The 21,358-nt window shown below is 49.7% G+C and carries 15 protein-coding genes; 9 read left to right on the top strand and 6 right to left on the bottom strand.

The window, feature by feature from the left end:
- The first annotated feature begins 42 nt into the window (after positions 1-42).
- From BOC67_RS05015 to BOC67_RS05005, 3 genes are all read left to right on the top strand, one after another.
- Positions 43-828, top strand: coding sequence for a DeoR/GlpR family DNA-binding transcription regulator (locus tag BOC67_RS05015; RefSeq protein WP_367115522.1), 786 nt, complete (start codon positions 43-45; stop codon positions 826-828).
- A 101-nt stretch (positions 829-929) separates the two neighbouring features.
- A complete protein-coding gene (locus tag BOC67_RS05010; RefSeq protein ID WP_291907985.1) occupies positions 930-4,043 on the top strand; it encodes a SusC/RagA family TonB-linked outer membrane protein in 3,114 nt (1,037 codons plus the stop codon).
- A 20-nt stretch (positions 4,044-4,063) separates the two neighbouring features.
- Complete coding sequence (locus BOC67_RS05005) at positions 4,064-5,371, top strand: RagB/SusD family nutrient uptake outer membrane protein (protein WP_291907983.1); 1,308 nt, start codon at positions 4,064-4,066, stop codon at positions 5,369-5,371.
- A 322-nt stretch (positions 5,372-5,693) separates the two neighbouring features.
- On the opposite strand, the gene BOC67_RS05000 is transcribed toward BOC67_RS05005, so the two are convergent.
- From BOC67_RS05000 to BOC67_RS04985, 4 genes are all read right to left on the bottom strand, one after another.
- Positions 5,694-6,290: a hypothetical protein gene (locus BOC67_RS05000; protein WP_291907981.1), complete on the bottom strand. Its 597-nt coding sequence runs from the start codon at positions 6,288-6,290 to the stop codon at positions 5,694-5,696.
- Positions 6,280-6,801: a sigma-70 family RNA polymerase sigma factor gene (locus BOC67_RS04995; RefSeq protein ID WP_291907979.1), complete on the bottom strand. Its 522-nt coding sequence runs from the start codon at positions 6,799-6,801 to the stop codon at positions 6,280-6,282. Before BOC67_RS04995 ends, BOC67_RS05000 begins: the two co-directional genes overlap by 11 nt.
- Complete coding sequence (locus tag BOC67_RS04990; RefSeq protein WP_291907977.1) at positions 6,752-7,597, bottom strand: alpha/beta hydrolase; 846 nt, start codon at positions 7,595-7,597, stop codon at positions 6,752-6,754. Before BOC67_RS04990 ends, BOC67_RS04995 begins: the two co-directional genes overlap by 50 nt.
- A gap of 100 nt (positions 7,598-7,697) precedes the next feature.
- Positions 7,698-10,121, bottom strand: a complete 2,424-nt coding sequence (locus BOC67_RS04985) for an ABC transporter permease (protein ID WP_291907959.1) — start codon at positions 10,119-10,121, stop codon at positions 7,698-7,700.
- A 173-nt stretch (positions 10,122-10,294) separates the two neighbouring features.
- Here BOC67_RS04985 and BOC67_RS04980 point away from each other — a divergent pair, with 173 nt between their 5' ends.
- On the top strand, positions 10,295-10,714 hold the full coding sequence (locus BOC67_RS04980) for a secondary thiamine-phosphate synthase enzyme YjbQ (protein ID WP_367115525.1): 420 nt from the start codon (positions 10,295-10,297) through the stop codon (positions 10,712-10,714).
- 4 nt (positions 10,715-10,718) lie between these two features.
- Here the strand turns inward: BOC67_RS04980 and BOC67_RS04975 are convergent, their stop codons facing one another.
- Positions 10,719-11,339 (bottom strand): sigma-70 family RNA polymerase sigma factor, encoded by a 621-nt coding sequence (locus BOC67_RS04975; RefSeq protein ID WP_291907955.1) that lies wholly within the window; start codon positions 11,337-11,339, stop codon positions 10,719-10,721.
- A 261-nt stretch (positions 11,340-11,600) separates the two neighbouring features.
- On the opposite strand from BOC67_RS04975, the gene BOC67_RS04970 reads away from it, so the two are divergent.
- From BOC67_RS04970 to BOC67_RS04950, 5 genes are all read left to right on the top strand, one after another.
- A complete protein-coding gene (locus BOC67_RS04970) occupies positions 11,601-12,620 on the top strand; it encodes a FecR family protein (RefSeq protein ID WP_291907953.1) in 1,020 nt (339 codons plus the stop codon).
- A gap of 64 nt (positions 12,621-12,684) precedes the next feature.
- Complete coding sequence (locus BOC67_RS04965) at positions 12,685-16,221, top strand: SusC/RagA family TonB-linked outer membrane protein (protein WP_291907951.1); 3,537 nt, start codon at positions 12,685-12,687, stop codon at positions 16,219-16,221.
- A gap of 5 nt (positions 16,222-16,226) precedes the next feature.
- Positions 16,227-17,624: a RagB/SusD family nutrient uptake outer membrane protein gene (locus BOC67_RS04960; protein ID WP_291907949.1), complete on the top strand. Its 1,398-nt coding sequence runs from the start codon at positions 16,227-16,229 to the stop codon at positions 17,622-17,624.
- A gap of 161 nt (positions 17,625-17,785) precedes the next feature.
- Positions 17,786-18,331 (top strand): RNA polymerase sigma factor, encoded by a 546-nt coding sequence (locus tag BOC67_RS04955; RefSeq protein ID WP_291907948.1) that lies wholly within the window; start codon positions 17,786-17,788, stop codon positions 18,329-18,331.
- 868 nt (positions 18,332-19,199) lie between these two features.
- Positions 19,200-20,069, top strand: coding sequence for a DUF808 family protein (locus BOC67_RS04950; protein WP_291907947.1), 870 nt, complete (start codon positions 19,200-19,202; stop codon positions 20,067-20,069).
- 53 nt (positions 20,070-20,122) lie between these two features.
- On the opposite strand, the gene BOC67_RS04945 is transcribed toward BOC67_RS04950, so the two are convergent.
- Positions 20,123-20,902 carry a hypothetical protein gene (locus tag BOC67_RS04945; protein WP_291907944.1) on the bottom strand — a complete coding sequence of 260 codons (780 nt, stop codon included), beginning with the start codon at positions 20,900-20,902 and terminating at the stop codon, positions 20,123-20,125.
- Positions 20,903-21,358 lie beyond the last annotated feature (456 nt).

The raw sequence follows: 21,358 nt of genomic DNA, 5'->3' as shown, positions 1-21,358 counted from the left end.
CGGCACGAACCCGCAAAAATTTGCGGTTTTATATTTGGATTCATGCATTTTTTTGCCGAATTTGACGGAAGATTCGTATCCATGTTAAAAGAAGAACGCCAGGCCATCATACTCCATCAGGTAAACCTGCATAACAAGGTTTTATCCTCCCATCTGAGCGAGCAGCTGCAGGTATCGGAGGACACTATCCGCAGGGATCTTACCGAACTGGCCCGGGAAGGAAAAATTCTGAAAGTACATGGTGGGGCATTATCGAAGTCGTACCGCGATGGCATCGCCTCCCACGACGTATATGCGGCCGCAGAAAAACGCATCATCGCGATGAAAGCCGTGCAGCTGATACAGGACGGGATGTTTGTACTGACCACCGGAGGCACTACCATCATGGAAATGGCGAGAATGTTGCCGGAAGACTTGCGCGCTACGTTTATAACGGTGAGTTTGCCGGCGGCCTTTGAATATGCCAACCATCCAAACATTGAAGTAATTGTAATAGGAGATAAGCTGGCAAAGGACAGTAAGATCACCGTGGGCGGGGAAGCCATCACCAAAATCATGAATATCCGTGCGGACCTCTGTTTCCTCGGGGTGAATGCGATAGATGCGGAAGCGGGGCTGACGGATAACGACTGGGAGGTAGTGCAGGTAAAGAAGGCGATGATTGCCACCTCCAGGAAAGTGGTAGCCCTCTCCATTTCAGAAAAGGTAGATACAGCAGACAGGCTGAAGGTCTGTGATATTGATGCAATAGATATTATCATAACGGAATTACAGCCAAAGGCAAAGAAATTAATACCGTACGGCAAGAAGGGAGTAAAAATTCTATAATGGAAGCCACCTGTAATTGCCCAACTATTCGAATGTGACCAGAAGCTTTGCCTGGAACGGGTTATAGGATACCCATTTATCAACAAGTCTAAACAACAATTATGAAATTGCTCCGACTCAAATGGGCAGCGTGTCCGCGCACCATGTTGCTCTTTCTGCTATGCTGCTTTATGTCCCTGGCAGCATCCGCGCAATTCGTTATTTCGGGAAAGGTTTCTGATGAAAAAGGAAACCCATTGCCCGGTATTACCGTTGCAGTAAGAAACACCAACCAGGGTGCGCAAACGGATGCAGACGGTAAATACAGCATCCGGCTGACACAGCCCGCAGGCGCTTATACACTGGTGTTTTCCGGGATCGGTTTCAAGCAACAGCAAAGGCAGGTGAACGTTACGGCCAGCGGCAGCGCTACGGCAGACGCCAGGCTGACGGAAGACGTATCCAAACTGGATGAGGTCATCGTTACCGGTACCTCCGCCGGTACTACCAGGCGGCAGCTGGGTAGCTATATCAGTTCCGTAAAGGCGGACGCACTGGATAAAGGCGCTACCAGCAACGTGCTGACGGCGCTGCAGGGTAAAACAGCCGGTGCGCAGATCATCCAGAACTCCGGCGATCCGTCCGGAGCTATGTCCGTTAGGCTGCGTGGTATCAGTACAATCAGCGGTTCCTCCGAACCTTTGTATATCATTGACGGCGTGATCATCGATAACAGCACCACCCGCGTTACCAATACGGACCCTAACTACACCGGCGGTACCACCGTAGGTACGATTGGCCAGAACCGTATGGCGGATATCAACCCTGCGGATATAGAACGCATCGAGGTGTTGAACGGCGCAGCGGCCGCAGCCATCTATGGCTCCCGCGCAAATGCCGGCGTAGTGCAGATTTTCACCAAACGCGGCGCAGAGGGTAAACCGGTAGTTAATTTCTCCACCAGTTTTAATATCAACGAAATCCGTAAGAAGCTGGAAGTGAATAGGGCGCCGTTGAAATTTGGGGGCGATCCGAACGAATCCACCCAGAACCTGATCGGTACGCCGCCACTGGCTACCAACACCACGCCGGTGAACCGTTACGACTTCCAGGATTATATTTTCCGTACCGGGGTGGGCACTGATAACAACGTGTCCGTAGCCGGCGGAAAAGACAAAACGAAGTACTTTGCTTCCGCCAGTTATATGTACAACCAGGGTATCATCCGGAACACCGATTTCAATCGCTACAGCTTCCGCCTCAACCTGGACCAGGAGATTACCAAATGGCTCAGCTTTAACGGTTCCATGAACTATGTGTATAGCAAATCCAACGAAAAGCCCGATGGTAATACCTTCTATTCACCGATGAACTCCGTTACCATCATTGGTAACTATTACGATATCCACAAAAGGGATGCTATCGGCAACCTGATGAAAGTGGGCAACCTGGGGCGCGTAAACCCGGTGTCTATTATTGAAGACTTCCAGCAGGGGCAAAGGGTGGGCCGTGTGATTGCCGGCGCAGGTTTGTCTATCAAACCGATCAAGAACCTGAGCATCGATTACAAAATGGGTATCGATAACTATACCCAGAACGGTACAACCTACATCCCGCCGTTTGCTTATAACGTAAGCACCGGCTTCTATGGCGGCGGCGCCACGCTGAACCCTACACTGAACGGGTATGCGAGTGCGGCCAGCAACGTGTCGTTCATGATCAACCATGATGTAAACGCGACTTACAATGCACAGATCAGCAAAGACTTCTCCTCTGTAACGCAGGTAGGTTATTCCGTACAATACCAGCGCATGCATTATACCCTGATCCAGGGTAGAGGGCTGCCGCCATTTGTGCAGAGCGCCAGCAAAGCGGCTACCATTATTCCCGGTGAAGATCAGCGTACAGAGCTGAGCATTGCCGGCGAATTCATTCAGCAGAACTTTAAATATAAGGACCAGTTGTTTATCACCGGCGCGCTGCGCGTGGATGGTTCTTCCGTATTCGGAAAGGATGCGCGCAACCAGGTGTACAGTAAGCTGAGCGGCAGCTACGTGCTGTCTGGCGCGGACTTCTGGAAGAATGCCAACATTGCCAAATGGTGGACCTTCCTGAAGCTCAGGGCAGCTTATGGCGAATCCGGCAACCTCACCGGTATTCCGGCTTATGCAAGGTTCAATACCTATGCGGCATCCCCATTCATCGGCGCATCTGCCTTCCAGTCGCCCCTGACGCTGACCGACCCGAACGTGAAACCGGAAAGGCAGCAGGAGCTGGAATTTGGTACAGACATGGCTTTCCTGGGTGATCGTATAGGCTTAAGCGTTAACTACTACCGCAAGAAGGTAAAAGACCTGTTGATTGCCAGGGCGATCGCGCCTACGGATGGTTTCACCTCCTACCAGGCAAACATCGGTACCCTGGAGAACAATGGTATTGAAATAGTATTCAATGCCACGCCGGTAAAAACCAAATCCTTCAGGTGGGATTTCACCGGCATCTTCAACAGGAACCGGAATAAAGCGACTGATATCGGCGGTGGGCTGATCCTGTATAACAACATTGGCGGCGCCAGTGTAAGTATTGCGCAGAACGAGCCTATCGGCTTCTTCTACGGCGCTTTCTATGCGAGGGATAACAATGGCAACATCATCAAGGATGCCAATGGCATTCCGTTGACAGAAAGAGGCGTGCAGAATAGCTCGCTGACCTATACGCCGGGCCGCGATGCCAACGGCCTGCCAACAGGCGCGGTGCTGAACAAAAAGATCGGCGATCCCAACCCGGATTATACCTCTACCATCACGAACGATTTCACCTGGAAGAACCTCAGCCTGCATACCCAGCTGGATATCGTACAGGGCGTGGATGTGTTTAACGCCGATTACAGGACCCGCCAGGGCGTGGATAACGGTAAAGTGGCGGAAGCAGAGGACCTGGGCCAGCTGCCGCGCGGTTACATCAATGGCGTGTACCAGATACAGGAATTCAGGATCGACGATGGTTCCTTCGTAAAACTGCGTGAAGTTTCACTCTCCTATAATTTCGGAAAGATCAAAGGATTCAGCGACCTGACGGTGATGGCCAGCGGCCGTAACCTGGTATCATGGGATAACTACAAGGGATATGATCCGGAAGTGAATGCCGCCGGGCAAAGTACCCTGCTGCGTGGTATCGACTTCGGTACTGTTCCGATTCCAAGAACCTACAGCATTGGCGTGCGTGCAAAATTCTAAATCCTTAAAAGTGAAAGTTTATGAACCATTATATTAAATACTGTCTGATAGGAGCAATGGCATTGGCGGCTGCCTGTTCCAAAAATTTTGCCGACCCCAGCGGGCCTTCCTTTGACCAGGTGTACAGTTCCCCTGCGGCAATTGCAGATGCCGTGGTGGGCCTGCAGGCTACCTTCGTAAAGGATCGCACCGGTTTGCTCTACAATTCTGTAACTGCCGGCAGCATCCTCACGGGCGAAACATTTGTGACCAACACGGGCAACGTGGATGAGGCGCAGCTGCAAACCGGCGGCGTGGCTGTATTGAACACCAATTCAGTGATCAACCAGTTATGGGGCACCAGCAACAGGATCATTGCGGAATCCAACAGGATCCTGGCCGCAGCGCCAAAAGTGATTACGGACGAAGGCTTTGCCAGCGGCGTAATTGCCTATGCCTCCCTGTATAAAGCGTGGGCAATAGGTGTGCAGGCGATGTTTTTTGAGCAGGTGCCTGATACCACCGGCTTTCCCGGCCCTGGTACGGCTCCGGTAACCTTTATTTCCGGCCAGGCTGGTTACCGTAAGGCGGTGGGCGTGCTGGATAACGCGATCACCAGGTTGTCCGCAACGCCGATCGGCAGTACCTTTACGCCTTATGTGCCGGCGGGTGTTAATATACTCAACTCGCTGTATGCCTTGAAAGCGCGCTATGCGTTGTTTGCCGGCGATTATGACGTAGCGATGGCTGCGGCTGATAGAGCGAGCCTTACTGCGCAATCCACGCTTAATTTCAACGACCAGGTAAACAACCCGATCTACTTCCTGGTAGCGGCTACCAACAACATCTTCCAGGCTACCGATTCCACCATGGGCTTACCGAATGGTTTCAAACCTGATCCGGCTGATAAGCGGCTGGCATTTTACCTGTTAAGAAACCCGTCTGCGAGTCTGAAATGGGGCATCAAAGGCTTCTGGACCAGCACCACGCAGCCTATCCCGGTTTATTTGCCGGGCGAGATGACCCTGATCAAAGCGGAATGTTATGCGCGTAAAGGCGATGTGGTGAACGGGTTACTGGAACTGAACAAGATTGTTACCAAACAGCCATCCGGAGATGTTTACGGAGTTGGCGCCGGCCTTACTGCGATCAGCAGTGTGGCTTCCCCTGCGGCTTTATTAGATTCCATATATAAGCATAGGAGAATAGAATTATACCTCGGCGGACAAGAACTGGAGGATAGTCGCCGCTTCGGCAGACCTGCGTCTGAACGCAAGCGCACTTTCTTCCCTTATCCGCTAGTTGAACGGAACGACAATCCAAACACACCGGCTGATCCTGCGCAGTAGCGGGCGGCCGGAGATGGTTTTTACCATGCATGTGATTAAAAAAGCCAGGGGTCTGAATGTCCCTGGCTTTTTTTGTGTAATTCGTATTGTGAATGCTTTAGATGTTGGCGGCTGTGGATTTTTGTGTAATTCGTATTGTGAATGACTTTAGATGTTAACGCCTTGCTTTTTTTGTGTAATTCTTATTGTGAATGACTTTAAATGTTGGCGCCATGTTTTTTTTATGTAATTGACTTTAGATATTCCCAGCCGTTGTTTTCAGTCTTGCTATTTGTAATTACACCTATTCGTCCTGAAGATTGCTTGAACTCCTGCTGCCCAATCACCCCTCCGTATCCGCTATCACCGATTCCAGCTTTCCAATAACCGCTCCAAATGCCGCTTCCTGCTTTGCAATTGCCTTCTTCCGGAAATAAAACCAATTGATCAGCCCCCAAACCGCTACAGCGCCATAAATCACCAGCGTGGTACCAGCGGGTAAATAACGGGTGTACTCTATCATGTACAACGCCAGGCCGGAGAACAGCAGGATAAAGTAAGCGTTTAAAATTCCCCTTTGCAGCCGCCGCTGTTTTTCCCTTATCTGCAGCATGTTTTGCAGGTATTGCTGTACCGGCGCCACCTCCTGGCCTTTGCTGTAAAGCTGCTTTATAAGTCCAACGGAACTGGCGATATAGAGGAGGATAGCCAGGATGGCCAGCGCTACGCCTATCCAGGTGGTGACCATCTTAGGGTGAGAGCGCGCCACTATCCAGCAAGCCCACACGATCGTCGCCGTCAGCAGCGCATATGTCAATATGAGTTTGCGTTTTACGGCCCGTTTTACCGAGGCTGCCTTTTCCAGTAAGGCCTTGATGTCTGGCGCCGGCGCTGCTTTTTTACTGCGCCACAACTGTTGAAATTTATCGTCAGCGTTCATATGCCTTAAATTTTTCCGTCAGTTTTTCTTTAATGCGATGTACTCTAACCCGCACGTTTGATTCGCTCATACCGAGGATGGCGGCTATCTCCGCCTGTTTTACTTCCTCAAGTTCCATGGAAATGATCAACCTGTCCGTTTCATTGAGCGTGGCAATGCACTGGTACAGGAAGTTCACTTCATCTTCATTCACCACGGGGCCTTCATCGGCTTTATCCACTTCCTTTCTCACAAATTTGCTGCTTCTTTCCAGCTGGCGCAGGCAGTTGTTACAGGCAATCCGGAATATCCATGTGCCTACGGATGCCTCGTTACGGAAGTTCGGGAGTTGTTGCCAAACGGTGATAAAGGTGTCCTGTGCAATGTCTTTGGCCCAGTCGTCATCATTTACGTAACCCATGCAGAGGCGGAAAACTTTGTCCCAGTAACCGGCATACAGCTCGTCGAACGCCCGCTGCTGGCTAATTGAGGAATTGGGTGATTTGGTTAAGATACCATTCTGTATCGTCATACATGATAAAATGTAATCCCTTGCTGGCGTATTTCAGGGTAGCTGTTGTCAGATTTTTATACTGTTCTTCTATCGCCGGTTTAAAGTTAATAAAAGAAGATTCTAATAAAACCAGGGTAGGGATTTTTATGGCGGAAATTGTCGCCCGCTGATCCAGGTTGGAAAACTGGCAGTAGGTATCCACGTAGGTTTTACGGTCAGTTTTTACGCCCCAGCGGATAATTTGCTCCCGGTGAATGGTATCGATGGTGAGGCGCGGGATAGTCAGCTGCTGCATTTTATACATCGCGGAATCGCTCAGTGTCATAAACCTGTTGGCAAAGGCGGTGCAGTCAGGGTTTTCCACCTGTTTGAAGTCAGGGTTCATGAGCGCGCCGAGGCACGGTAACGCATCTACGATAATAGCCTTGCTGAACAGATCAGGATAACGGGCAGCCAGCGTCATTACCATACCGCCGCCGAGGCTATGCCCGATGAGTACCGGGTGATCCAGTTTGTTTTTACGTACAAAGGCCGCTACTTCATTGGCCCAGTTGTCAATATTGGGCGCCGCTTCAGCAGGAGCGCCGGCATAACCAGGCATAGTTAATATGTAGCTGGTGTATTGATTGCCGAGAGCGGCGGCTGTGCCGTCAAATACATCGCCGCTGCAGGTAAAGCCAGGGATGAGTATTACCGCCTGTTTACCTTTTCCAACAGTTTTTACCTGGAAGCCAGGTTGTGCGGTTTGTGCAAATACATTCAGGCAAAGTGCAGCGAGTGCGAATATCAGGAAGAGAACGAATAATTTTTTCATGGGTGTTTGTTTTAAAATTTCCTTTTAGATACGCGACGTTTCAAAATGTTACACTGTATCGGAAGAAATTTTAAAATTTTTTTAAGACCCTGAAAATCAATTACTCACTCCTCAAACTATTGATCGGGTTCGCCAGTGCCGCCTTTACCGCCTGCAAACTCACCGTTAATAAAGTAATTACAATAGCCCCGAACGCCGTCGCTGCAAATATCCACCAGTGTATATCCACCCGGTAGGCAAAGCCTTGCAGCCATTGCCGCATCAGGTACCAGGCCACAGGGATGGATAAAAGGAAGGCCAGCAGCACCAGCTTCAGGAAGTCGGTAGAAAGCAGCGTGATAATACCGGATACGCTTGCGCCCATTACCTTGCGCACGCTTATCTCTTTGGCGCGCTTGCGGGCAGTATAGGTAGCCAGGCCAAACACGCCCATACAGGCTACGAAGATGGTTAGCCCGGCAAAGATGGCGAGCATGCGGCCGGTGTTGGTTTCCGATTGATAGGTATCAGCATAGTGCTGATCCAGGAAGGAGTAATTGAAGCTGATTTCTGTATGGAGCGACTTCCAACGGTTTTCCAAACTCGCCACCAGTTCCTTCGTATGGGAAGGATCATGTTTAATAATGAATATAGAACCCCATCCGGTGAGTTCCATCACCAAAGGAGAAATCGGCGTATGCAGGGATTTAAAATGGAAGTCCTTCACCACGCCTATCACCTGGTAAGTCTTATCGGCCGACCGGATGTCCATATGCCGGAAAGTTTTGCCAACGGCATGATCCCCCCAGCCCATAGCCTTCGCCGTCGCTTCATTGATCACCGCGGCAGCCGTATCTCCCCCAAACTCCGCAGAAAAGTTGCGGCCGGCAATCAGTTCCATACCCATTACTTTCAGATAGTTCTCATCCACATCATAACAAAGGGTCTTAATCTGCGCATCGGCGCTTTTTTCATAGATGAAGTAGTTATTGAAAAAGCTGGGGCCGGAGGGCAGGTAAGCGGATAAGCTCACGCCCGTAACGCGGGAGTCCTGCTGTAGCTGATGGCGTATGGCTTCGCGCTGGGAGTCCGTCAGCCGGTCCACCTGGTGCAGCAGCAATACGTTTTCCTTATCATAGCCCAGCTTCTTGTGCTGTATATACGACAACTGGTTATACACAATCGCCGTACTGATGATCAGCGTAATGGATATAAAAAACTGGAACACCACCAGCCCGCTCCTGATACGCGTCCCTTGTTTGCCGCCGGGCGTGAAGCTGCGTTTGAGCGCCGCCTCCGGCTTAAAGGACGCCAGGAAGAACGCGGGATAGCTCCCTGCGATAATACCCGTAACGATGGCAAACAAAATGATAGCCGGCGCCAGCCAGGGCGTGCTGAGCCAGTGCAGCTCTATCTTACGGCCTGCCAGGTTGTTGAAGGTCGGCAACAGGAGGAAGGCAAGCGTCACGGCAATGACAGTGGCAATCAGCGTCAGCGCAATGGATTCCAGCATAAACTGGATCACCAACCGGTTCCTCGCTGCGCCCAGTACCTTCCGCATGGCCACTTCCTTCACCCGGCCTACCGCGTTGGCCGTGCTCAGGTTCATGAAATTGATACAGGCAATGAGGAGCATAAAGATTACAATAGCCCCGAAAATGTAGATATAGCGGATGTCCCCCGCGGGAGAGAGGTCAAAGTTATAGTCGGAGTGCAGGTGGATGTCCGTCAGCTTTTGCAGCTTGAGGTCGAATTTATTACCCGCCGCTTTGAATTCGCTGAGTGTCATATGCATGTGCTGCTGCATCTGCGGGCCTACAAATTTATCCACCAGCGGCGGGAGCTTTGCTTCCAGTTTATGGTAGTCATATCCTTCCGGCAGCAACAGGTAAGTATAATACCCGGATGTCAGCCAGCTCTCAGAGCGGGCGTCCGCAACGGAACTCATGGATGCAAACAAATCAAACCGCATGTGCGTGTTGGAAGGTTGCTCCTTGTACACGCCCGTTACACGATAGTACTGGTTCTCGTCTTTAAAGAACAGCATTTTGCCTACCGGGTCCTCCTTGCCGAAATATTTTTGCGCGGTCCTGTCGGAAAGTATAACGGTAAAGGGTTCCGTCAGCGCCTGTTGTTTGTTGCCTGCCAGCAGCTGGAAGTCAAATATATTGAACAGGGATGGGTCGGCATATCCCATCATATACTCCTCAAACGTCCGGTTATTATAGCTGACGCGGGGTACGCCGGCAGTGCGGATACGTACCACGTCCTGTATTTCCGGGAAGGTACTTTTCAAAATGCCTGCCAGTGGGGGAAACACGTTGGCTTCCCGCATGGGCTCTCCTTTTACCTGCCCGCGCAGCACTACTCTTACAATACGGTCTGATTTTTCATTGAAGCGGTCGTAGCTGAGCTCATAACTGATGTACAGGGAAATAACCAGGCAGGTGGCTATTCCTATAGCCAACCCCGTTATATTGATCGCGGAAAACGCCTTGTTTTTCCAGAGGTTGCGGAGCGCTATTTTCAGGTAATTACGTATCATGGTTGTGCTGGGCTCAAAGCAGATGCCGCATAACAGCGTTATTGATTTTCAGGGAGATGTAAATGCGTCATCTGCCTTAAGTGTCCGTTTTTGGAACATGATCGTCCGAAAGCAGACGTTCCGTATAAAGATAGGGATGTATTAATTTTGCAACAAACAGCAAATGCATGAAGATATACCAGCAGGGCGTAAGGTTGAGGCCAAGAAGCAGGGGATTCCATTTGATCACCGGCGAGGTGTTGCAGGCCATCCCGCAGCTGTCCCGCATTAAAACGGGGATGTTACAGGTTTTTATACAGCATACTTCAGCGGGGCTTACCATCAATGAAAATGCGGATCCTACGGTGCGTGCCGACTTTGAAATGTGGTTTAACAAGGCAGTTCCGGAAAATGATCCTGACTACGAGCATGATTACGAAGGGCCGGATGATATGCCTGCGCACATCAAAGCTTCGTTGCTGGGCGCTTCCGTAATGATACCGGTACACAATGGCAGGCTGGCACTGGGTACCTGGCAGGGTATATATTTATGTGAACACAGGAACGATGGCGGTTCCCGGAGTTTAGTCCTCACCGTATGGGGCGAGGAGTAGTTGGTTAATTCCCCGCCTGTTGAAGACTGGCCTTGTAAGCCTGCAGCAGGATGATCAATCCCGGGGCGGACAGCTGCATGATATCCCTCAGGCTCTTCAGGGCTCTTGCGGAGAGCTTGTAGGCGCCTTTTACGGAGATGCCCATGATTTCCCCGATCTGGTCATAATCCAGTTCCTCGAAATAGCGGAGGTAAATAATTTCTTTCTGCCGGCTGTTGAGCTGGTTGAGCGCGGCTATAATCTGTTTGTGCTGCTGTTGCTGGCTTTCCTTGTTAATATAGGTTTGCTCGTAGGAGAAGTTCGCAAGGAAATCGTGTTCTTCCTGGTCGAATGCCACGAGCGTCACGTTGCGCCGGGGCCGGAGCCGATTGTACAACGTACTGCGGAGCGCCACAAAGAGGTAAGGGCGCAGGTCCACCTTATTGCTGAGATTATGCCGGTTGGTCCAGAGTTTAATAAACAGTTCCTGGATGGTATCTTTCACGAGTTCTTCGTGCTGGTGCAGGCGCATGGCATACTCGTATAACCGGTTGAAATACCGGTCGTAGATTGCTGCAAAAGCCAATTCGTTGTTATGCTGTAGTGCTTCCCAGAGCGCCGTATCAGATGCTGATGAAAGATCCATGTCCCAACTTCTCGCCTTAAAAATACAAAAAATAGTGTAGCCGTTGGTGAAGGCTGTTAGTAACCGTCCGTGGAGGATCAGATATAAGGATATTAATACGGATGTAAAAGTATAAAAACAATTGGGTTAAAAATTCATTTAAGAAAAATTAAAAAATTTAAAAAAAAGTGGGGTGTTTTGCAAAATCCTTGTGTTCTGTTTAAGGCAAGGGGTTACTTCCTCCATGCGACCTGAAATTGTGGTACTAACGATTGTTGGGAATTGAAAAGCAGAGATTACCATTTATATACCAAAGAAGACTTCCTGGAAGACGCGTTCTTCGTGGAGTGGGTGCGTTATGCCCGGCCGGAAGCTACGGCGTTTTGGGAAGCCTGGGAGGCCGCAGGGCATGGGAATGTAGCGGACATGCGGTATGCCAGGCAGGTGCTGGAGGGTATTTATGGGTTGGAAAGATTTAAGCCCGCGGATGCAGTAAAGGCCGCGGTCTGGGAAAATATTCACGCTGCCGTGTTCCATGGCTCCGTGGCCGCCCGTAGGCCATCCCTTCGATGGTTACGGTACGCAGCGGCGGCTGTAATACTGCCGGCAGCCCTCATAGGTGGATATTATTTGTTTGGTAACAGGGAGAAGAAATATACCACCGGAAACGGGGAACACCTGGTGGTGACCTTGCCGGATTCCTCCATCGTTACCATGAATGCCAATACGACGATCACCTACCGCAGGTGGAGTCAGCAAAAAAGAGAGGTCTGGCTGAGCGGGGAAGCGATATTTGAAGTAAAGCCCGCTGTTAAATACCTGGCAGCGCCGTTTACCGTGCATGCCGGCGAGATAGATGTAGAAGTATTAGGAACAGTTTTTAATATAAAGTACAGGAGAAACAAGGCAGAAGTATTTCTGCAAAGTGGTAAGGTAAGAGTCACCGAGCTGCAAAAACATACAGCTGTAGTATTGAGTCCTGATCAAAAAGCCAACTATGAGTCGGACAGGCTGCAGGTGGTTACCGTTCCTGCCAATAGCGCCCAAACAATGGCCTGGCGGGAAAATAAAATGGAGCTTACCATGACTTCTGTAAAAGAGATAATTGAAACATTGCAGGATCAATTTGGCTATACCATCGTACTGCAGGACTCATCCATTGCCAACAAAACCATCGAAGGAACTTTAAGGTTACAAAACATCAACAGTGTCATGTTTGAATTGTCGGCCATCCTGAATGTTACCATCGAAAAGCATAACGATACGCTGACGTTTAAGAACAACGGTCCGCGGGGCTATTAAACTTACTATTTTTTAAAAACCAAGATCAATGGGGATTTGTACCAGACAAAGCCTGAGGGGCTGCTTGTACCTATGCGTACTTTTACTCACCTTCAACTATGCCGGCGCGCAGCGCAGGGACGGCAGCATCGCCGTTAAAGAGGCATTGGCGGAGGTAACGAAAATTTACGGAACTACCTTCATGTACGAAGGGGCGCTCGTGAATGGTAAAACTACTACGGTAGATGTTAAAGCACAGCGCAGTAAGCCGGTGGAAGAAGTGTTGAAAAGCATCCTGTATCCGAATAACCTGTTGTTTTTGTATGTGGACAAGAATCACTATACAATCGTAGCAAAGCAGAGCAGGGAAGGTATTGCGGCGCAGCAGGCCGCTGCCGCACAGGCCCGGCAAGCGTTGCAGCAGCTTCCTGCCAACAGGGTATATGGAACAGTAATCGATGATTCCAACAATCCTATCCCTGGCGCTATTGTAATGGCAGCCGGCAGTAAGTTCTACACCGGCACCAATGGAGATGGGAAGTTCGCCTTCTCACTGCCCGACAGTATTCAATCCGTCACCGTTACCTTTCCCGGTATGGATAAGGCCACGGTACCGGTGGTGGTGGGGCAGGCCATGACGATCATGCTTAAAACGAAAGTCCTGAACGAGGTAGTGGTGACCGGTTATCAGACCATCAGCCGGGAGCGCGCTACCGGTTCATTTGCCACCGTTAAGGCGGCAGACCTGGACAAACGCCGTATCTCCTCCCTGAACCAGGTGCTGGAAGGCAACCTGCCGGGCGTAATGGTGTATAAGGATAAGATTCAGGTGCGTGGTCAGTCCACTTTTGAAACCAGGGGCGCCAACCCGCTATACGTGATAGACGGTTTCCCCGTTGAAAATAGTTATATCGACGCTAATGGCTGGGTGGTAGACCAAACGCCGAATATCAACCCGGAGGATATTGAAAGCATCACTGTATTGAAAGATGCGGCCGCAGCCTCTATTTACGGGGCCCGCGCAGCAAACGGGGTAATCGTCATCACCACCAAAAAAGCGAAGAAGGGTAAAACCAATGTCAACTTCAGCGCTGATTATGCCGTAACGCCCAAGTGGGACCTGAGTTACCGCAAGCGTGCCAGCTCAGCAGAGTTGGTTGATCTGACAACCTATTACTTTGATCATAACCCGCTCTTTGTTTCCAATCCAATTGGTACAGCCGCTACAATCAGGGAAGCCGCCGGTTACAATAACCCTGCTATGGAATTGTTGCTGCAGGTGGCGGAAGGCAAGATAACACGGGCTGAAGCGGATGCCCGGCTGGAAGTATTGAAAGGCGTGAACCAGTATAACCAGCAGATTTTGGACAAGCTGGTTCGCCCAAAACAAAACCAGCAATTCAATATTTCCATCGGTAAAGCAAGCGAATCCAATATCTTCAATTTATCCGCTACTTTCCGGAATGACCAGGCATACAACATCAAAGAGAATAACAAGTATTTCGGCATCAACATGCGGAACTCCACGCAGATATCCAAATGGTTGACAGCAGATGTTGGCATGTACCTGAACTTCTCCGATGGCGTTTCTCCTGATAACAGTACAGGGTTTAATTCCACCGCTTCCAGTTGGTTTGATTATCTCATGCCATATGAATCCGCACTGGATGCAAATGGCAACCTGACTGTGCTGCGCAATAAGGAATCAAAAGCTACACAGGATATTATTAAAAATAACGGCCTGTTCGACCTCAGTGTGAACCCTGCGGATGAAGTAGGGTACAACCTGCAAAAGAATAAAGGCGTCGATCTGCGTACCAACATCCGCCTGAATGCCAAAATTACGAAGTGGCTGAACTACGATGTAATGTTCCAGTATGAGCGCAATAGCGACAAAACGGAGCAGTTCATGGATCAGAACTCCCGCTACATGCGTGGCTTCCTCAATTCATTCTCCTATAAAGACGCTGCCGGCAACCTGAAATTCAAAGTGCCGGCCGGCAACAGCCTCCGTAGCGCGACGGGCACTACCCGCGCCTACACCTTCCGGCAACAGCTGAATTTCAACCATACCTTCCACCGTAAACATGAGTTGGTAGGTTTGCTGGGTTCTGAGGTACGTGAATCAAAAATCAACCGGGATTATTTTGCCCTCTTTGGATACGACTGGCAAACCATGTCGTCCATGCCTGTAAACGTGGATGATGTTAAGAATGGTTTCATCGGCTTGAACGGTGTAAGGGGCCAGCTGAGCGCTTCTGATTTGGGTAGGGTGAGGGAAGTGATCAACCGCTTTGTATCCCTCTACGGAAACGCAGCATATACCTACAATGAGAAATACATGATCTCGGGTAGCGCCCGTATGGATTTATCCAATCTCTTCGGAACCAATCCAAGGTACCAGTATCGTCCTTTATGGTCGGCCGGTGCCGGCTGGATCATGTCCCGCGAGGAATTTATGTCAGGCCTTTCCTGGCTGGATATGCTGAAGCTCCGCGCCTCCTATGGAGTGAACGGGAACGTATCCAAAGAGGCGAGTCCTTACATGGTGGCCAATTACAGCGCCAGCAACCAAACCGGTAACCTGACAGGCAGCATTGGCGCGCCGCCAAATCCTAACCTCCGCTGGGAAAAAACGGCTACCACCAATGTCGGTTTCGACTTTGCCACATTGAGTAACCGCCTTTCCGGTACCATGGATTTCTATATCAGGAACAGTACGGACCTCCTGGCCGGCGTCACCCTGGACCCTGCGCTCGGATTCTCCAGTTCCAAAGTGAATAATGGCGGTATGCGGAACAGCGGTGTGGAATTATCCGTCCGTGGCAACGTCCTGCGCCGCAGGGGCTTCAGCTGGGATATTACGGTAAACAGCGCTTATAACAAGAATAAGGTAACGAAGGTAGACTACAGTCCTAAACTGGTTTCCGAGCTGATTCCGAATGCGGCTAACTACTACCTGCAGGGCGATCCGTTCTACAGTATCTACAGCTACCGTTATGCCGGCGTGAATGAAAAAGGAAATGCAATGATTTACGGCCTGGATGGTAAGCCGACGGATGGGTTGATAACGGACCCCCGGGTGCTGACCTACAGCGGTACTTATCTGCCGCGCTATACCGGAGCAATTATCAATAACCTGAGTTATAAACAATTCCAGTTCTCCTTCATGCTGGTGTACAATGCCGGTCATATCATGCGCTTTGAGTTGCCTACCATGAACGGAGGTTATCCTTCCGGCGTGTACATGGAAGGTATTATGAATGCCTGGAAACAGCCGGGCGACGAGCTGGTGACAGATATTCCGAAGCTCTCCTTTGATTACGATAAAACAGTATTGTCCCAAAGCAGGAGCTATTACATGTACTCGGAAAAATCTATCGCCAACGCCAGCTTTATCAAGGCCAGAAACCTCTCCCTGAGCTATAACCTGCCGCAGGATTGGCTGAAGCGCCTGAAGGTAGCCAACGCGCGTGTACGCTTCCAGGCGGATAACCTGTTCTACATCGGCTTTAACGGCCAGGGAATTGATCCGGAGGCGGCGTCTATCTCCAATGGCTCCATCTCCAGGGGATTACCGATCATGCCTACTTATAACTTTGGTATCAACCTTTCAATTTAGTACTGATGAAAAAATTAATAACTATCATATTTTGTGGTGCAACGCTGATAGGTGCTTCCAGTTGTAATAAATACCTGGAGATTGTGCCGAGAGGGGATAAGGTTCCTCAAACCCTGGCGGATTACCGGGGATTGATTGAGCATAGCGATGCCCATGTGATCGACTACTCCGTACATGCAACACTCGTCAACGATTGGAGGCTGTTACCTGCTTCCCAAACAGCGGTGAACCTCACCACGGTGAATTATAACTGGCAGGAAAACGTGGACAGGACGCAGTTTATACAAACGGATGCGGGATATTCATCTGCCTATAAAAATATCTTTATCACCAATGTGGTGATCAATAATGTGCCTGGCGCCACCACCGGTACGGATGCGGAAAAGGCGGCGCTGATTGCGCAAGCCAAAGTGGCCCGGGCGATCAACTATTTCTACCTCATCACTACCTACGCCAAAACGTATGATGCTAAAACAGCAGCCACGGATCCGGGCGTCATCATCAATGTGGCGGAAGAAATGGAGCAAAAACTCTCCCAGTCCACCGTACAGCAGGTCTATGATTTCATGATCAAAGATTTGACGGAAGCAATACCGGCCTTGCCAGATATGGGCGCCAACCCGATGATGGCAGGCAAGGGCGCCGCATACGCTATGCTCATGCGCATCTACCTCTTCCAGCAGAAGTACCGGGAAGCGGAAGAGATGGCGGACAAAGCGCTGGCCATGAACAACAGGCTGTTTGATTACGTGAAGTATTACAACGATAACAAAACGGCGGCAGATGGTACCTCCCCTTCGCTGGGCCTCGCCAAGTATGAGTTCAACAACCCGGAGAACTATTACTTTAATTACGGCGGCAGCATCGTCAAGAACCAGGGCTTCTATGCCTCCCTGCTGCTGCCTTCCGACAGTGCTGATTACGAGCCGGGAGATGCCCGCTTTAAGATCAACTTCGTAGGTCGTGTACTCTCCAATATGCGGGTGTTTACACAGCGCCGCATGGATGATGTGAACAGCGGCGGTATCCGCACCCCGGAAGTTTACTACGCTAAAGCGGAATGCCTGGCGAGAGCGGGTAAGTATGCCGAGGCCATGGAAACGCTGAACACCGTGCGCCGCAAACGCATCATTACCTCCTTCTATAAAGACCTGACAGCAGCCACGGAAGCGGAGGCGATTGCCCTGATCCGCCGGGAGTCCCGTGCAGAGTACCGCGGATACGGTAACAACTACCTGGACATCCGTCGATTCAACAATGATCCGGTGTATAAAGCTACGATTACAAAGGTGGAGGGAACGGCTACGTATTCGATCGGTCCGGATTCGCACCTGTGGATATTACCATTCTCCCAGACTTCTATTGCTTATGGTGAGGGAAGGCTGGTGCAGAATAGTCATTAAGAGTTTGTCTTAACAAATGCCAACTATTGAGAAGCAGAGAGGGGAGCCGGGAGGCTCCCCTTTATTTGTTGAATACAGTTCTAATCACCAGCACAGGACGTTTTAAATAATACAGCTCTTTTGGGTGATAAACTCCGTAAATTGGTATATATTATAAAATCATGCCCAAAATCCCGGAAAAAGACTTATTAATCCTGCTCAAACAAGGCAACAGTAAAGCCTATACGTACTTATATGACCAGTGCTTTCCTGCTATCTCCCGTTATATCCGCCAGAATAGCGGAAACATGCAGGATGCCGGGGATATATTCCAGGAGGCGGTATTAATACTGTTGGAAAAGCTGCGCTCATCGGATTTTGTACTCACCGCTTCCATGAGCACCTACCTGTTTGCCATTGCGAGGAACCTTTGGCTAAAACAACTCCGGGAAAATAAGTACCGGCTGGCCTCAGCGGAGCTCCCCGAGTTGCCGGAGGAGCAGGAACAGGAAAGTCCGTACCTCCATCATCTCCCTGGCTGGCTGGGGAAAATTACCAGCTATTGCCAGCAGTTACTAACAGCGATATTCTTTAAGAACACCCCTATCAATACGCTCATGCACAAGATGGGTTGGAAAAATAAGCATACCGCAGCGCAGCAGCGTTATAAGTGCCTCATGCAGATTAAAAATATCTCAGCAAAAGAAAGTTTGAAATGGGGTGATTAGAGAGATGCTTTTGGTATCAATGGATAAACCAAAGGCTATGAAAGAAAATCACTGTGCCGTATCACCGGCAGCGCAAGGCAGCAAACCAGGGAAGGCAAATAGTCTGCTGAAATTCGGCGGATGCCCTTTATGTATCATGGCAGCTATCTGCCAGCGGTTAGGGAAGCTTTGCAGCATATGTCTGGTAAAATGCGGATTGCGTAAACAACGCTGAATCAATGTCACAGGGGCTGGCCCTGTGACATTGCAGGAACGCTTATCAAACGCAGTCAATAGTCAGCTTGCAGCCAGGGCAGGTAGTTTGGTCAGCAGAAGTTAAACAGATTTTGTTTTGCTGTTTGGGTGCAGTTAGGTTAGCAACTTTAATTTTGGTTAACTGCAACTTTTTGGGATTGGTGTGCTGTTTCATGTGAATAGCATTTTTATTTTGTCCTCTCCTGTCTTTAGCCGGGGGCAATGCCATGGAGTGGTTGTTCAGCATATGGGGGTGTAATTACAGGCCTTGGGTTAAATGCATGAAATTAAGGCAGCGGGGTGTGGCAGGATTGCAGTGGTGATTTAAGGCATTTGCAGCCTGGCAGTACGCCTGCTCCGTAACTGGCTTGCCAAAGCCGGGGTTCGATCGCCTTTGTTGCTTAGGGCTCCCTCCCCGTTGCCCGGCGATCATGGAAAGTTTATATTTGTTCGGCCGGCCGCGCCAACTGTAAAGTGGGGAAGTTTGTGGTTCAGCGCCAGGCCTGGCGCCTTTTTGTTGCAGATGTGAAAAAAAACCAGCAGCTTTGCCCCTTATTCGGAGAAGGGCTAACCGGAACAACGGTACGCTAATTGCTGAATACGAACCTATATTGAACTAAAAACAACCAACACAATGGCCTCGGGCATATTTGCAGTCCTTGATGATATTACTGCATTACTGGATGACGTTTCTGTAACAGCTAAAGTAGCTACGCGCAAAACAGCGGGCATTCTCGGCGATGACCTCGCTGTAAATGCCGAAAAGGCTACCGGCTTCCTTTCCTCACGTGAGCTGCCGGTTCTATGGGCAATTACAAAAGGGTCTTTTCTTAACAAACTGATCATTATCCCCATTGCATTACTCCTCAACGTATTTTTTCCGCTGGCAATCAAAATCGCGCTGATATTGGGCGGGCTTTACCTGGCCTACGAAGGCGTGGAAAAAATCATTGAGTACCTGTTTCACCGCGGGGAGGAAAAAACGCATGAAAAAGCCGCTGAAGTACAGGAAAATGACCCGGCTGCTGAAAAAACTAAAGTGAAATCAGCGATTACAACGGACTTTATCCTGTCGATAGAAATCGTAATTATCGCGCTGGGATCCGTGCTGGATAAGCCATTGCCTACACAAATACTCACCGTATCGATCGTGGCCGTGCTGGCGACCATCGGCGTTTATGGCATCGTGGCCCTGATTGTAAGGATGGATGATGCCGGCTATAAGCTGATCCGCCGCTATGGTAATAAAGGATTTCTTGCCACCATCGGCATTATGCTGGTGAAGGCCCTCCCGCTCATTATCAGATTGCTGGCTGTGGTAGGCACATTTGCGCTCATTCTTGTATCAGGTGGGATATTCCTGCATAATATAGATTACTTCCATCATTTTCTGCCGAATGTGGCAGGTTTCCTGAAAGAGTTCGGATTGGGGCTGGCAGCAGGCTTGGCAATGGTGGTATTGATGACGCTGGGGAAGTGGGTGGTAAAGTTATTTAAGAAGTAAAAAAGAATCCCTGCCGGAAATTTACCTGGCAGGGATTTATGCTTTTAGCTGCACTAAGCTAAACCTAAACGGATCGCCTGTTCAACAGGTGGATATACAGCCTTAGTATCCAATACTTCCAATTCACCTTTTAACAGCAAAGGCGGTTGAGCCATGAATTTAGGATTACTCCCGTTATGTGCCTGACCGGAATGCACCAGGAACGGATGGCACAAATAAATCGTCCCCGCTTTACCAGTCGCATATACTTCTTTCCTTTCCGGCAGGCCGCCCAGTCTGCCTGCGAGCTCTATAAATGAAAGACCTGCATCGCCCTCTTTGGATAAAACCTTTGCAACATCAATATGAGAGCCCTCATAAATTACCGTAGGCGCATCATTTTCACTAACGTCCGAATACAATACGAGCATTAACAACGCCCGGCCCCTTGATTTAATATTGACCCGCCACTCAAAGTAATTACCATGTTCATCTCCCGGGAAGCTTGCATCTACGTGTTTGCCTGTATCATCAGGCTGCCTGGCAGCCGGGAACCTGACAGGAAACGTTCCTACATTCCGGCAGGGTATCCATCTGTCTTTACCAATCAACTGGTCAAAAATTAAGTGCAGTTTGTTGCTGTTCAGGGAGTCAACAAAAGGTTGCTGAGCATACATCCCCAATCGTACGACAGGTTCCGTCCAGCTGGTGGGATCAAACCTGTCAAAAGGCAGGTCATTCCAGAGAATATCTACAGCTGCATCCGCAATTGCTTTCGGGAATGCATTTTCAATGCGAACAAAACCACTATGAATGAACTGCTGAATTTCCTTTTTACTTAATATTTCTGACATATATTTTCAGATTAAAAACTACTACATGCAGCAACAGTTGCCTGTTGGCCGTTTAGTTTGGGTTATAAGATTTGAAGAATACAAAAACACGCCATGAGGGAAGGCCACAGCGTATAGCTTAAGAACTAAGCCAGGAAAAGGATTTATAACATTACAGTCATTCTCATAGGGTAAATGTAAAAAAAATCGTCAATTTTTTGCTCCCTCCAATGCTCACCTTCTTCTCTTTCTTGGGGAATTGCCATCCGATTGATCAGAGAAATGACTTCTCATGCGACCAACGAGAGCGGGGAGAGCGCGTTTTGCGGAGCAAAAACACCGCTCGCTAACGGAGCGAAGCCCGTTCCGATTCCGCGGCCGGGTGGCCGGCCACCCGGTCAATCTTCGCGGCCCGGTAGCTGGCTGCCGGACCTATCTTTACGTACAGGTGGCAAGGCCACCTGTACGATCTCCGCG

Source organism: Chitinophaga sp. CB10, from assembly GCA_001870995.2.
In the GTDB taxonomy this organism is placed as follows: Bacteria; Bacteroidota; Bacteroidia; order Chitinophagales; family Chitinophagaceae; genus Chitinophaga.
The sequence above is the reverse complement of the archived record's forward strand: the minus strand, read 5'-3'. Positions and strand labels throughout refer to the sequence as shown.